Origin of the sequence: Clostridium guangxiense (assembly GCF_021043395.1) — a bacterium.
Lineage (GTDB): Bacteria > Bacillota > Clostridia > Clostridiales > Clostridiaceae > Clostridium_S > Clostridium_S guangxiense.
In genome coordinates, this window is sequence record NZ_JAJNKE010000006.1 from 24,918 (window position 1) to 40,392 (window position 15,475).

General features: G+C 30.9%; 11 protein-coding genes. 9 read left to right on the plus strand and 2 right to left on the minus strand.

The genetic code is table 11. The annotated features are described in order from the left end of the window. The first annotated feature begins 118 nt into the window (after nucleotides 1-118). The 8 genes from LQK79_RS06215 to LQK79_RS06250 all read left to right on the plus strand — a co-directional run bounded on the left by LQK79_RS06215 (nucleotide 119) and on the right by LQK79_RS06250 (nucleotide 10,883). A complete protein-coding gene (locus LQK79_RS06215) occupies nucleotides 119-604 on the plus strand; it encodes a VanZ family protein (protein WP_231015951.1) in 486 nt (161 codons plus the stop codon). 17 nt (nucleotides 605-621) lie between these two features. Continuing rightward, nucleotides 622-1,716, plus strand: a complete 1,095-nt coding sequence (locus LQK79_RS06220; protein ID WP_231015952.1) for a hypothetical protein — start codon at nucleotides 622-624, stop codon at nucleotides 1,714-1,716. Nucleotides 1,717-1,831: 115 nt separating this feature from the next. Further along, nucleotides 1,832-2,416 carry a hypothetical protein gene (locus tag LQK79_RS06225; RefSeq protein ID WP_231015953.1) on the plus strand — a complete coding sequence of 195 codons (585 nt, stop codon included), beginning with the start codon at nucleotides 1,832-1,834 and terminating at the stop codon, nucleotides 2,414-2,416. A 36-nt stretch (nucleotides 2,417-2,452) separates the two neighbouring features. Then, nucleotides 2,453-2,956 (plus strand): hypothetical protein, encoded by a 504-nt coding sequence (locus LQK79_RS06230; protein WP_231015954.1) that lies wholly within the window; start codon nucleotides 2,453-2,455, stop codon nucleotides 2,954-2,956. Between the two features lie 151 nt (nucleotides 2,957-3,107). Beyond that, nucleotides 3,108-4,679, plus strand: coding sequence for a DUF5050 domain-containing protein (locus tag LQK79_RS06235; protein WP_231015955.1), 1,572 nt, complete (start codon nucleotides 3,108-3,110; stop codon nucleotides 4,677-4,679). A gap of 18 nt (nucleotides 4,680-4,697) precedes the next feature. After that, a complete protein-coding gene (locus LQK79_RS06240; RefSeq protein WP_231015956.1) occupies nucleotides 4,698-5,372 on the plus strand; it encodes an Ig-like domain-containing protein in 675 nt (224 codons plus the stop codon). Nucleotides 5,373-5,391: 19 nt separating this feature from the next. Continuing rightward, nucleotides 5,392-6,936: a leucine-rich repeat domain-containing protein gene (locus LQK79_RS06245; RefSeq protein WP_231015957.1), complete on the plus strand. Its 1,545-nt coding sequence runs from the start codon at nucleotides 5,392-5,394 to the stop codon at nucleotides 6,934-6,936. Nucleotides 6,937-6,956: 20 nt separating this feature from the next. Then, nucleotides 6,957-10,883, plus strand: a complete 3,927-nt coding sequence (locus LQK79_RS06250; protein WP_231015958.1) for a DUF5050 domain-containing protein — start codon at nucleotides 6,957-6,959, stop codon at nucleotides 10,881-10,883. Nucleotides 10,884-10,925: 42 nt separating this feature from the next. Here the strand turns inward: LQK79_RS06250 and LQK79_RS06255 are convergent, their stop codons facing one another. Both LQK79_RS06255 and LQK79_RS06260 read right to left on the minus strand, forming a co-directional pair. After that, nucleotides 10,926-11,795 (minus strand): polysaccharide deacetylase family protein, encoded by an 870-nt coding sequence (locus LQK79_RS06255; RefSeq protein ID WP_231015959.1) that lies wholly within the window; start codon nucleotides 11,793-11,795, stop codon nucleotides 10,926-10,928. Nucleotides 11,796-11,939: 144 nt separating this feature from the next. Beyond that, on the minus strand, nucleotides 11,940-12,971 hold the full coding sequence (locus LQK79_RS06260) for a DUF5050 domain-containing protein (protein ID WP_231015960.1): 1,032 nt from the start codon (nucleotides 12,969-12,971) through the stop codon (nucleotides 11,940-11,942). A gap of 185 nt (nucleotides 12,972-13,156) precedes the next feature. Here LQK79_RS06260 and LQK79_RS06265 point away from each other — a divergent pair, with 185 nt between their 5' ends. After that, entirely contained in the window at nucleotides 13,157-15,094 is a 1,938-nt protein-coding gene (locus tag LQK79_RS06265; RefSeq protein ID WP_053243548.1) for a transglutaminase domain-containing protein, read from the plus strand. The last annotated feature ends 381 nt before the right edge of the window (nucleotides 15,095-15,475 follow it).

Here is a 15,475-nt window from a genome sequence, read left to right on the forward strand (position 1 = left end):
AATTAATAAAATTTTCAATTTTAACCATTACTACATATGTTATAATAAGATTCGTAGCTATACTATTATTAAAGTTAAGTAATTTTATAGTAAAATAATTTATATGTAGGAGATAAAAATGAAAAAGGTTATATTAATTTTTATTGGACTTATTTGGTTTGCTTTTATTTTTTATAATTCAGCTCAAAATGGGAATAAATCAAATGAGAGAAGTTTTAGTGTAATAAATAATATTAAGAAGGAATATAAAAGCATTAAAGGCGAAAAGAGTAATAATTATGGAGAACTTCCTCAAAATTCAAGACAGGAAAAAATAAATTTAATTATAAGAAAAAATGCGCATGCTTTTGAGTACTGCATTCTTTCAGTTATAATAACTACATTATTTTTCGGTTTTGGGTTTAAAGGTAGAGGAGCTATAGTATACATACTTTTTATATGCCTTTTATATGCTGTTCTTGATGAATTTCACCAGTTGTATGTTCCAGGGCGAACTTCTTTAGTAAGCGATGTTCTTGTGGATTTTTTAGGTTCTAATATAGGAATGTGGCTTAGCTATTTTATATATTATTTTATTCTCAAAAGAAATAATAAAAAAATTTAAGGAGTTGAAGAATAAATATGGCTAGAAAAAAGAAACGAAAGTTGCCTGTATTTTTAGCAGTAATAGTATTAATCATAGTTATTTTAGGCGTAATGCTAAAATGGAATTCAGGCTATACTGAAAGTGTTTCTGGAAGTACTAATGCTTATAATAAATTTAAGGATGTTCTTATTTCTGGAGGGACAGTTTCACTTTCAAGTGATGATATAAATAGCCTTGTTGCTAATTCTTTTGAGGCTCAAACTCATAGAGGAGTTACTATTAAAACAATTTATGTGAATATGCCTCAAGACAAACTTGATATTAAAATTCCAGTGGCTTATAAAGGACAAAATTTTTTGGTATCTTCCAGCGGAAAGGCTACGCTTAAAGATGGATGTATAGCATATTTGCCAGATTCATTTAAAGTTGGAGCAATACCTCTTCCAAAGAACTTTGTACTAAATAAGTTAAAGGCTATGTACAATAGTAAGTTTACAATTGAAGCTGATGGTATATATATTAATAAATCGGCTTTGCCTGTTACAGTAAATTCAGTTGAAGTAAAGGACAGTAACTTAAAAATTGGTGTAGAAAAGTTAAAATTAAATTTAAATAACAGTAGACTATCACAGATAAAAAATAAGCTTGAAAATGTTGTTGGAAATTTAAATGAAAGCGACAAAAGCAAAGTTGAGAATATAATTAAATATATTGATAATAATCAAAGCTCACAAAATGCATTGCAGGATTTAAAAAGTAAATTAGGCAGTGTTTCTAATAATGAAGTTAAAAAGATTGCAAATGAAATTAATGTAGTTCAAAATAATAATTTTCAAAACCAAAATCAGAACCAAAGTCAAAACAAGGGAACTAAGAGTGTCGATAGTGCATTAGCCGGCAGAGTAAGTAGTCAACTTGCAGCAGCTGCTGGTGATGTATCAGATGGAAGTGCTAGGGCAGTAATTAATTCAATTCAGTCACAGGTTGATTCAGGAAGTATTAGTTCAGGTTCAGTAATGGCACAATATAAAGCTTTAAATAGCTATCAAAGATTTCAGGTTCAGGCAGCAATTTTTAAACATGTAAATATATCAGATGCTGAAGAATTAAGAAGAGAGTATGGTATTTAATTGTTATGATTTCTCAAGCAAGCTGTATAAAGTGTAATTTAAATATAGCTTTAAAAGTATTTTCAGTAATGGTATACTATAGACATAATTTTCTTTAAATCTTAGGGGGGGTTTCATGAAGAAAAAAAATTTAATAATTATTGTAATAATAGTGGTGATTATGGGGATTATAGGTGCTTACTTAGTAAATGGTATTGGAAAATCCTCCAAGAGCAAAAAAAATGTAGAAAAGTTTGATAGTAAAAAAATTGTTGAAAAAGTTGATAGTAAAAAAATTGTAAAGAAAACTGATATTAAAGCTGGCAGCAAGGAAAACACAAATGAGATTGTTTTAAAAAATACTGCCAGCCAAGATAACGTAGCTAAATTTATAAATGATTATTTAAGTAAAGTTGTTTCAGATTCTAACGATAAAGTAATAAAGTCTTCTTTTGTCCAAAATGATAAGCAAATTCAAAATGCGACAGTTTATAAAGATTTAAAAAATTCAAATGGTATTAAATATTCGCTTAGGATTCAAAGTGGATTTTTGCCTATAAATAGATTTGTTGAGGTAATAGTTGATACAAATAATCCTTCAAAGAATGCTGTGAGTATTTTGGGCAAAAGTATGAAGTATAGTAGCGAAGAAAAAGTATTTTATACTGTTGTTAACTCATCTGATGAACAAAAAATAAAAGATAATATAATTATAAAGTAAAATTAAGTAATTAAATTTTGATTGGAGGATTAAATAATGAAAAAAAGTAAAATTGGTGCTGCAATTGCTGCATTTTCTATTTGTGTTGGTTTGAGTAGTATGAATACATTTGCAAAGGTGAATTCCATACTCGTAAATGATACCACTTCTCAAAAAATTTATGAATATAACTATACTGATTTGTCTGATTCATTTGAACAGTCAATGCTTGGGCATCCAGCAGTACTATACAATGATTATTCTTCTAAAATTGGCAAGTTTGGTATTTATGCTTTTTATGATGACACAAATAAATATGTAGACTTTGCTAAAACACAAGATGCTTTTGAACAAGCTATGCTGCATGGTGAAACAAGTTTTAATATTGATTCATTTACAGAAAGCTCAAGTGCACCATTATTAACAACTAATCCAACTACCGTAACAGACGTTACAGTTCAGGGAAGTTCAGTCCAATATGTGGACAAAACTGTAGGTGGAAGTACTGGTGGAGATACTGGTAATAACAGCGATGATTTTCAAGTAATCAGCATTGAATAATAGGTTTGCGTTAAATATTAGTTAACTTCAATATAGAAGTTAACTAATATTTATTTTTTGTACTTTTTTACTTATAAGAGTAAGGAAGAACATTAAGTTTTTTTTTTAGTTAACGATAATAAAGTAAAATATATTTAATGGAGGAACTATGATGAATAAAAAAATATTAGGTGCAGTAGCAGCTATTTCCATAATGTGTTATGCTTCATCAGTAGAAGCTATGGCAATACCAAGCCATTCTATAGTAATAGGCAATAAAGCATACTCTATTGATTATGTTGTTAAACCTGCTAACTATGGTGAAATAAATTCTGCCATAAGGGGTGTTTCTAATATATATTATGTTGTAAATAGTACAACAATAAAGGATTTGTTTTTTAATACATACGTTTCTACAAATACAATTGATTCTATACCAACTATTACCTATAAGGATGCTGATGGGGAAGAATATATAGCGAGAAGTGGATCTATTAGTCTAGAACATATTACTAACCCATTTATGGCTTCAGCAAAAGTTGAAATAGGGAGTAGTTTTAATTTAATTAAGAAAGTTACCATTACTAATACAACTGTGCCAGATGCTAGATATTTTAAACTTGATGGTAGTTATCTTAGTACAGTAGGAACACCTATTCAAGCAATTATTTCGGGAAGCAGTGTTAATGTATATTTTTATTCCGATTCAAGTGGAAGTAATTTAGTTGCAACTGGACAAATTGATATATCATCTTCAAGTGGAGCAGTTGACAAACCTGTTTTAAACCTACAATATGCAATTGGAAATAGCAGTGGTAACATAAATAATTTAGGACTTGTTGCAAGTGATAAGGATAATCAATGGGTTTATTACAGAGGTACATCTGGTGATTTATACAAAGTAAAGACCGATGGCGTAGATAGAACACAGCTTACATCAGCTAACGATGCTAAATATATAAATGTTATAGGAAATGAAGTATATTATGTACATACAACTGTAGCAACAAAAACAGTTCCAGCTTCAACGGCAGTGTATAGAATTAATATTGATGGCTCAGATGCGCAACCTATTGTATCAGGTGGAAAAACTGTAGGCAAAATGGGAAACTTAGTATTTTCATCTGCAGATCAACTTGATGATGTTACTGTTGCTGGGGATTGGATTTATTATATTAATCATACTGATGGAAGTCTTCACAGGGTAAATGTAAATGGAAATAGTGATACTACAATAAGTACTAATAAATATACTGATATAAATATTGTTAAGAACAATATTTATGCTATAAATCTGTCGGATTCTAGTAAAATATATAAAATTGATATAAATGGATTTGCAGCATCAAAGGTAAGTGATGTACAAGCAAGACATTTAAATGTTGTAGATAACTGGATATATTACAGAAATTATTCTGACAATGAAAAGTTGTATAGGATGGATATAAATGGAGTTGAAAATGATAAGCTTTGTGATGATATGGTATATAATCTTAATGTGAGTGGAGATACAATATATTATAAGAATCACTCTGATGGAGACAGATTATATAAAATAGGTATAGATGGTACAGGTGGACAGCAAATTCTTACTCCAGTTCCATTGACAAAAGGCACAAAACTAGCAAATGATGTAGTGGAATATGTAAATGCTATTGATCCTAAAGTTTACTTTTCTCCAGCTAGTTTAAGCACATTAACTTCAATAGCAAAAGATGGAAATGGCAGAACAACAATTAAATAGAATGGAGTGAAAAAGGCTATGAAAAAATCTCGTAATGCTATAAAAACAATTGTGGTCATGCTTTTGTGTTTATCTATAATTTTAACTACTCAGCAGCTTGTTAATGCAGATGCCATAGCTAATACAAGAAGTGGTATTTCACCAGATAAAGAGTGGAAAGTAAACTTTAGCAATAACGTTAATTATGACTACGTAAATTCAAATTATATATATGTAGTGGATAATTACGGAAATGCAGTAGACGTAAATTTAAGTGTTAATCCTTTAAATAAAAGGCAGGTTATTGTTAGACCTAAAAATGAAAAATATACTCTTGGAAAAACTTATATATTAACTATAGGCAAGGATTTTTGCAATGAAAATGGGAAAAAAATGGGACAAGATTATAAAATGCAGTTTTCAATAAAAAAACAATTAGTTGATACAGCCGATTTTAAAGTTCAAGTTAATCGTGATGCATTTGGTGGTGTTGCTGTTGTAACTATTAATTCTACATCCTTAACTAATGCCAATACATACAGGGTGGAAGGTCAAGAAGGTGACAATACAAGTTTGAATGATGAAGCTGTTATATTTGGAAATGTGCAAAATGTAACTGTTCATTTTTATGATGATTCTGGTAAAGAAATAGGAAATTGTTTGATCAATATACAGAAGGCTTCAAATAGTCAAGTTGTACAAATATCAAACTAATGAAAGTGTGGTGAAACTTTTGAAAAAAATAAAAACTTTATTTATGTTCTTAGTTGTCTTTACAGCTTGTTTTTGCTTTTCAGATAAGGTATTTGCTGCAAGATTACTTGGAGGAGCCGACCGATATAAGACTTGGTACATTAATGTAAATAAACCTATAAACCCAAGCACCTTAACAGCTAAAAATGTAAAGGTCTTTGATGATAATAATAATGAAATAAAGGTGCTAGTGGATGTGTATAGAAGTACAAGCATAAGGATAAAACCTACTGATAAGGGTTATACACCAGGACACACTTATTATATAAATTTATCTTTTGGAATAAAGTCAATTTACGGAGATAACCTTAATTTAGGTACCTATGCCTTAAATTATTTTATGGTAAATCAAGATACTGCGGCTAGTATAAGCGACAGCACTTTAGAAGCAGCAATTAGAAAGGCAGCTCAAAAGCCTACAGGTACTTTAATGCAAAGCGACCTTGATAAAATAACTGAGTTAAATATAAGTGATAATTATGGCGCTAATAATATAGATTTTACAGACATTACAAAACTTCATAATTTAAGTAAAGTTACTTTGTATAATAGTAGTTTTAAAAATTTATCAAATATGCAAAGTTTGGCAGCTTGCTTAAGGTATATAAAGTCCTTCAATACGCTTGATTTATCTAAAAATAGTATAGGGTCAAGCATAAACTCAGTACTTGATATTTTTTCAGCTGATTATATAAGCGACTTGAATTTAAGTGGTACAAGTATATCTGATGTAAGTCATTTATACAAACTTCCAAATTTAAATACTGTAAACTTGAGTAATAATAAAATATCAAATGTATATTCAATTGGAACACTTGATAACTTAAATGAAGTTGATTTGAGCAATAACACTCTTGTGAATATTACTGGTTTAAGGGATGCTACAAAGCTTATAACACTAAATTTAAGCAACAATAACATAGTTGATTTATCTCCATTAAGTAATTTGACATATTTAGAAACTCTTGATATTAGCAATAACAATAAAAAGTCATCAGCTGGAGGATACGATATTTTACCTCTAAGCAATCTTGTAAACCTTGCAAGTTTAAATTTGAGTAATGATAATTTAAAAAACATAAATCCCTTAGAAGATTTAGATAGAATGGTAAGTATAAATTTAAACTCAAACGAAATACAGGATATAAGTGGTCTTGAAAATATGAGTCTTTTGGAAAATTTAAGTGTTGCCAATAATTGCTTAATATCGGATATATCAGTAATTAAAAATCTTGAAAATGTGACCTTTATTGATTTAAGTAATAACAAGGTTAGGGATTTAAGTCCTTTAGCAAACTTGACAAAAGTAACAACATTAAAGCTTGGATATAACAATATAGCAGATGTTACTCCACTTGAAGATTTAACTCAGCTTGAGGAACTTGAACTTAATGATAATACCATAACAGATGTATATCCTTTAATGACGCTTATTAATTTAAATACTTTGTATATTAAAGATAATGGTAAAATTGACGCTACACCACTTGTAAATCTCAGCAATTTATCACATAAGGATTTTTAGGAAAGAAAGGGGGCATTTAGGTGAAGACCTTTATAAAAGGGTTTATTATAGCCGTAGCAGCATTTGCCGGTTTGCTTATTTTTAAGCCTTACTCTGTATATGCGGCTTCTGTTGTATACAATGATTATCAAGAACAGTACAATGTTTCACCTAAGAAGGTTTGGAAGATAAACTTCAATAATAATGTGAATTTACTTACGGCACAAAGTAGTATTTATGTGTATGATAGCAGTAATAATCCTTTTCCAGTTACGATTACTTTAGATGAACACAATAATAATTCTATATTAGTGACCCCAGTTAAGAATTATGATCTTGGAAAAAGATATTATATGACAATAGGATCAACTATAACTTCATTAAATACGCATAAGAATTTAAATTGTAACGTTAGAATGTATTTTAATATAAAAACAAAGCTTGACCCATCTGATTACGGTGATGGAGGGTCTGGCAGTGTATCAGATTTAAAAGGTATTGTTATAATAGGTACAGATAGGGCATATTCTGTAAGCTATTTGCTTCAACATTCTGATATAGCAAATGATGTGAATGGGAACTCATCAAAAAAGGTTTATTATATTCCAGACGCCGCAGGCGCAAGCAATGAAAATGTAAAAAATTTATTTGGAGATAAATTTTCTACTTATACTAGTATGACCGCACTTCACAATATGAATACTAGTAGCAACACTTATCTTAGTGATAATATAGTTTATACAGATGCAATTGGAAATAACTATGCATATGTATGGAATGGTTCAACTTATATACTTCTATCTTCTGGAGTTAATGTAACTGTTGAATCTCCTTCAACAACCGGAGCTGTAAGTCTTACTGTTAACAGTGTAAATGCAGTTTCAGGGGCTGCTTATTATAAGGTAGATGGCACTAACATTAAGAGAAAAGTTGGTGAAAGTACTTCTGTTTTCGTATCTATCCAGCCAAAAATAAAAATACTTATTTTATCTTCTAATCAAACTGAGATGGGTTATGCTTATGTAGATGTATCACAAAAAGTTACCAACACTATTTTCCCAGTTATTATAGAAGATACTAGCGGGGGAAATACTATAGGAAACAGTAACAATAATGGCTCTGCTGTTTTAGGTGAGGATGGATATACCTATTATTTAAATTCAGATGATAATGATACAATATACAAAACTGATGCCAGCGGACAATATAACCTTCAAATTGGTCTTGATAGGGCTCAGTACATGAATGAACAAAATGGATGGATATATTACAGTAACTATTCTGATAATGAAAAAATCTACAGAATGAAGACAGATGGTACTAGAAGAGAAAAGGTATGTGATGATACTGCAGCTTATATTGTTGTTTATGGAGATTGGATATATTACAGCAATGAGTCAGATGGTGGAAAATTATATAAAGTAGGGGTTTCTGCAGGAGCAAGTACAAAAGATGAAATACAGCCAGACCCATCTACGTATACTCAAGATGCTACAGGAATTCATGGATTACCAATTAATAAAATAAGTAGTTCTCAAACAATACCTTTTGATGAAGCTGCATATATAAATGTTTCTGGTAATTGGATTTATTACGTAAATAATTCTGATGACCATAAAATCTATAAGATAGACTTAGATGGAAACTTTAGAACAAAGGTGAATGATGAATGGTCAGCATGCCCGCAGGTTGTGGATGATGAAATTTATTATTGTTCAAAAACTGGTGAAATAATGAAAATTGGAACTGACGGAAACAGCAGTCCAGTTGATCTCGGTGAACAAGTAAATGAGTCAGATACAGATGCAAGTTTTCATATTAATGTAAGTGGGGACTGGATATACTACAGCAACAAAAATGACAACAAGAGCCTTTACAAAGTTAAAGTTGATGGCAGCGGTGAAAAATATAAACTTACAGATATGGCTATAAATTATGTTATAACTGCAGGAGACAAGCTTTATATAGTTTCTAATAGAAAAGAGTATACTCTTTCTATTGATACTACAGGATTAGATCAGCCTACACCAGTAACTAAGACTCATCCTGATAATGAAGTTGATGTTGTTAATGATCAATCTGTTGTTGTTGACTACATGGATGTAAATCAATCTATTGAATGGATTGAGGATAAGTATCTTCCAGAAAAAGTTATGGCAGTTATGATGGATGATACTCAGCAGCAGCTTACTGTAAGTTGGGATAAGGTAAATAAGACTTTTAACAATGGGGTTTACACTTATACAGGAAGTATTCTTGGTTATGACAGAACCGTGAAGTTATATCTTATAATTCCTTCAGAAATGATAAATGGTACAAATGATATAACTATTAAAAACAATCCTGGAGCAAATGATGTTGTTAAGATTAGCAAGGAAGCTGTTTATCCAAGTGGTCTTAAAAATCCTAACTTGCTTGAAGTACAAGCAAAATCTGGTGATGTTATAAGAATATATGGAGATTCAGGCAAAGCTAATCTTTTAGGCAAGGGTACTGTTGGCAAGGATGGATCTGTTACAATATCTAAACTTGACCTTGACACATATGGAGATGCTTTCTATGTTACAATACAGAGAGCTGGAAAGTATGAAAGCAATGTTACAAAGATACTTCAAATGAAGGCACCTACTATACAAGATAAGTTATCCGATGCTAATAAAGCAAATTTTGATGCTCGAGATAATGATAGTGTTCATTTAGGTGTTACTGGTAGTGATTTCACAATCTATGGTTGGAATGAAGCTCACTGGGATAGCACTGAGGTTAGCAGTCAATCTGGTAACTTATATGAACCATCAAATGGTTATAACAATATGTATATATTGCCATCTGGTTCTTTACTTGATATGAGTAGTGTAAGTACTACAGCTATAAAAGTAGATGGTCATAACCAAAATATGAATGTTGATTCTTCAGGATATAATGGAAATGTAATAACAGTTGATAATTCTGTAGTGCTTGATAGTGCAAAACGTGCATTAGCTGGTGGATATTATTCAATTTATATATCAAGAAACTATAACTTGAATGATGGAAAACACGATAGTGATACATTTGTAACTGCGGATCCAAATGGAAGTAGACCTGTTGTAAGCGAGGAAATTGCAACCTTAGGGCCAGCAACAGAAGAGGTTACATCAGAAGGTATCCCTAGCACACCACAGATAACTGGACCTAGCAAGGTTAACCCTATTTACTCAAATAATATAATGGCAACACATGGAGATTTAATAACACTTAAACAGCCAGTTGCAAGTAATGAGGAAGTATGGTTTGTACCAAGCAGCGACACTACTTTGATTTCTAATATTAGAGCATGGCGTGCGCAGGATCATGTGGGGGATACAAGTCATGATACTATGGACCATTTCTATGCATCAATTAACAAGAGCACGGATGGAACGTCAAAGGGAATATTGAAGGTAAGTGGAAGCGTAAAACAAAATAACTTCAGTGTTGATAATATTGATCCATCAAATATTACAACTCAAACTTCATTATCAGATGGACAAAGTTACTATGTATTTGTAGTAAATGATGTTGGAGCATCACTTGAATCTACTAAATATATTACAGTGGATTACACAGAACCTAGAGTTACTTTGGTAAATTCGCCGAATAGTACTAATAGCTACGATGCTACTAATACAACTGATAGCAAAGTTTACACGATTACTATACATTATGATGATACAAGTTCAAATTACAATTACAATGGAAGTCCTGGAACTATATATATACTTCCAGGAATAATAACGAGCAAGATGGATTTGACAAGTATACAATATAGTAAGTTTATGTCTAAGTCAGTAAACGCTAATGGCAATGTTACGGTTGGCGCAAGTCAATTTAGTACTAACGATTATACAATCTTTGCCGTAGATGCAGCCGGAAATATTAGTAGTGAACCTCAAATAATTCACGTTAATAACCCGGGATATAATCCAGGTGGTGTGATAAATCATTAGGTAAAAAAATACCGCATACATTAAAGTGTGCGGTATTTTTTATTATTTTATTTCACCAGTTATTTGTTTCTTGAAGTAATCTAAGCTGTTTGAGTTGCTTATATACATTCTATCAAGTGTGAATATTCCTTGGTTTTTGTTTGCTTGACCTTCATTTGTTGTAAATGCCATTTTGTAGCCAAGGCTTTTGGTTAATTTAACTGTATCGTTATTATAGCTTCCATAAGGATATGCAATGTAGTTTATTTTTTTATTTAGCATTTTTTCAAGCTTTTCTTTTGAAGCTTTTAATTCTGTAAGCTGTTTATCATAGCTTAGTTCTTTTAAATGAGGATGTGTTACTGTATGGCATTCTACATCTATTCCATTTGCATTCATTTCTTTAAGCTGTGCAGATGTCATAAAATCTGTGCTGTCATCAGTCTGACAGGTTATTACAAATACTGTAGCTTTGAATCCAAATTCTTTAAGTACAGGTAGTGCATTTTCGTAATTATCCTTGTAGCCATCATCAAAGGTTATTACAATTGGTTTCTGAGGAAGTGCAGCGCTGTCATTAAAGTGTGAATAGAGCTCATCTAAAGTTATTGGGGTAAACCCATTGTCCTTTATAATTTGCATTTGCTCCCTAAGTTTTTCTTTTGGCACCCTTAAGTCATTTCCCGCTTCATAAGCTATGGAGTGATACATAAGTACTGGTATATTAGTTGGATTAGGATCTTTTCTTACTGGTTTTTCCTTAACCTTTTTTACTGCTGTAGTTTTTGGTTTCGCTTTTGAGTTTGCATTGGTGTTTAAGCTTTTTTTGTGATTTGCAAAAGTAAAAGCACCAATTGCTAAAAGTAAAACTATAATCAGAAAAGCAGTAAACTTAAAATAGTTTTTATGTTTTTTTCTTCTTCGTGTTGGCATTAATTTCCTCCTCAATTGAAGAGTAGAGTGAATGAGGGGATGTTGCACTAAAAATTAATTTAATCATAATAGTGAAGGGTTTTAACTCGCCCTGCTAGTTAAAAAACTAACTTTTTCACTTTTTCGTTCATTCTACTCTTTACTCTAGTTTAGTATTTTTCTATTACTTCCATCTAAATTCATTGTGTAGTCTACAACTCCGTTATTTGTTGTATCTTCATAGTATATTAAATTGTTTATTATGTTCATGCTTGTGGCTTTCCAGGAGCTGTCTGTTCCAAGAATTTTCTTTTCTGAACCGTCAATTTTTATTTTATATAAGAAGTTTCTATTTTCAGCACTGGAATAGAGGTATTCACCATCTAAACTTAAAAAGTGCGAAGCGTCTCCGTTTATTTTAGTTCTTTCTGAACCATCAATTTTTATTTTGTAAAGTGAGCTGTTATCTGAATCATTTGTATAGTAAATCCACCCATCTTTTATATTTATATAGACAGTTTTATCGTTATTTAATCTTGTGTTTTGTGAACCGTCTTTTTTCATTTTATACAGGGTGTTGCCATCGTTTTCGTTCTCATAGTAAATCCAGTCATCAACCACTGCAATATACGAGGAATACACATCATTTAGTTTTTGTCTTCCTGTTCCATCTTTTTTTATTTTGTAGGTTTTTCTTCCATCACCTTCGTTTTGATAATAAATAAAATCACCAGAGAGGTTAACATAGAAAACTTGATCATCTGAAATTTTAGTTTTTTGTGAACCATCTTTTTTTATTTTATATAGCTTTCCATTATCGGATATGTTTCTGTAGTATATCCAGTCATTATCTACATTTAAATAATAAGCTGCATCGGAAATTATTTTGGTCTTATTGCTTCCGTCATAACTCATTTTATATATGCCAGTATTTCCAGATGTGAGTGCATAATATACGTAGTCTTTGTCTTCAGTAGCTATACCGTAATTTGCAATATTGCTAACAGAGTTTCCATTTCCATAGGAAGCTTTTTGAAAGTTTATGTAATAATCATTATTTTTTTTACTGTTATTTACAGAGATATTATTTGCAACTGATTTTTTAGTGGTTGTAATTTTAGGTTTTGATGAAGAACTTTGACATCCTGTAGACATTACAAGACTAGCGCACAATAGTGCTATGGCAAATCTTTTCATTTTTCCACCTCCTAAAAATTTACTGCAATAAATTATACATCTATATATTTTATCACTTATTATATAAAAGTAAAAAGTTAAATCTTAATATCATTTTTAAATTGAAGAAAATTGTTCCATTTGATATGATATATACATCAAAGTAAAATTAAATAAGGTAATATGAATAAGAATGGGGGATATTTATGAGAAAAGTAAAGAGTAAAAAGGTGATAATTATTATTGCTGTACTGGCATTTATAATGAATTTTCCTGGTAATGTTTTAGCAGCAACTACAAGTACAAATACCAATAGCAGCTATCAAGTGATTTCAGAGAAAAAGAGTACAAACATTGGATACAAGTTAAATACTTCGACTAAAGTAAGGAGGTACTATGCAACTTCTAATTTTGAAGTTACATCTTACAGTGATTTGAAAAGTAAAATAGCATATATACTGCAGAACAGAATTACTGACGTTAATCTTCATATAACATATTCATATAATGATGATGTGAATGTATTAACAAATCAAATTGACGGGTTATTGGACAATCCTCCTGTTGATGATTATGATTCAGTTTCTGTTACAAGTTGGGATCGAAGTGGAAGTGGATATGATGGTGACTTTAATATATCACTTAAATACACTTATGTTGAAGATAAAACGCAGGTCGATTATGTAGATTCTCAGGCTAAGCAAATTTTATCTCAAATTATAAAACCTGGTATGAGTGATTTGGAGAAAGAAAAAGCAATACATGATTATATAGTTTTAAATGTAGCTTATGATGAAACCTCACCTGATGAGGATATTAAGTACAGTGATTATAATGCTGTCACAAAACATATTGCTGTTTGCGAAGGATATGCACTTTTGACCTATAAAATGCTTACAATTGAAGGTATTGATGCGAGAATAGTTGTAAGTAATAATGGACCGGATGAAGTAGGACATGCATGGAATATGGCTAAGATAGGTGGCATTTGGTATCATTTAGATTGTACTTTTGATGATCCAGTTCCAGATGTAAAGGGCAGAGTAGAATATGATTATTTCAATAAAACTGATTCTGAAATAGCGGCGGATGGTGAACATCAATGGGATAGAACTAAATATCCAGCAGCCAATAATGAGTTTGATTCTAATGAAGGTGAAAAGTCTAGTATAAATTCTATATCTTTGAGTAAAGGCATGATACATGTTGAAACTTCGTATACTTCAGATAATACAGTTATTAATTTTGCTTTAGTTCATGAAGATGGCAGCGATGCTTCACAAACATATGGAGTGAGTAATCTCATTATGCTGAACAATGCTCCAGTTATTTTAGAAAATAATTGTGAGAGTGGGTATTTTATTCCAGAATACGTGCCTGAGGGAAATTATAAAATAAAAGTTACAGTAGGTGACGTAACAGCATATTCTAGTGTTATTTCAGTAAAAAGAGATTCTCAAATAACAGTCAACAATTTTCAAGATGGCTATGTGGGTAATACGTTTAGTTCAACATTAGCAGGGAGTGCATCAGATAAAGATGGTATTGAATATTTATCAGTTGGTTTAGAAAATGCTAATGGTGAGTCTTTAGATTTAACTTCAGGAGATATTACAGATAATGGATTTAAAGTGTTTAGATTAAATTCTGATGGAACTTTTTCACAGGATATCTCTGCACTTAACAAGATAAAAGATGGCAAATATACTATTGTCTTAATAGCTTTTGATTCAAATGGAATTGAGACTTCAAAGGTGATAAATTTTACAAAGGATTCAACTGCTTATGATTGGCAAAAGATATTGAATGATAAACCATGGAAGACTAAATATAGCACTTTTACAGAGCTGAATACTCTTATGAATGTGGCAACTACTAAGAAATTTACTGTTAAATTTTCAAGTGATGTTGATTTCAGCACATTAAATAGCTCTAATGTTCAGGTTGTTGATGCTGAAAGTGGACAGGTAATTTCAAGTACTGTTACTAAACTTACAAGTAATTCAGTGCAAATTGCACCAAATTTAAGTTTAACAGCTGGAAGAGTATATTATATTGTTGTTAATAATGATACAGTAAAAGCTGCAAGTGGCAAGAATTTAAAAAATGGTGTTATATGCCCATTTAAGGTTGCAGATAATTAGTTAGAGACAACTGATAAATTATAAAGGACAAATTTATACTGACAAACTGGAAGTTGATTCAAAGCACAGAGTACAAAGTGCAGAGTACAGTGAAGGTGGATTTACCTTTCGTTTCTCTCAGGTAAATCTTAGAACTTAATAGTGTCAGCTACGCTGAGCACTATATTTTAAGCGCTTTGCGTGCATTAAGTTTAAGATTTTTTGTAGCGACAGCGGAGAAAAATCATCCTTCACTGTACTCTGTCCTCTGTACTTTGTACTCTGAGTTAAATTCCAGTTTAACAGGATGAATTTGGTATTAGTTATTTTACCTTTTCAAGTTGTCTATCTATAAAAATGTTTGACAAAACCAAAATACTATAATATAATGCAAGTTGAATT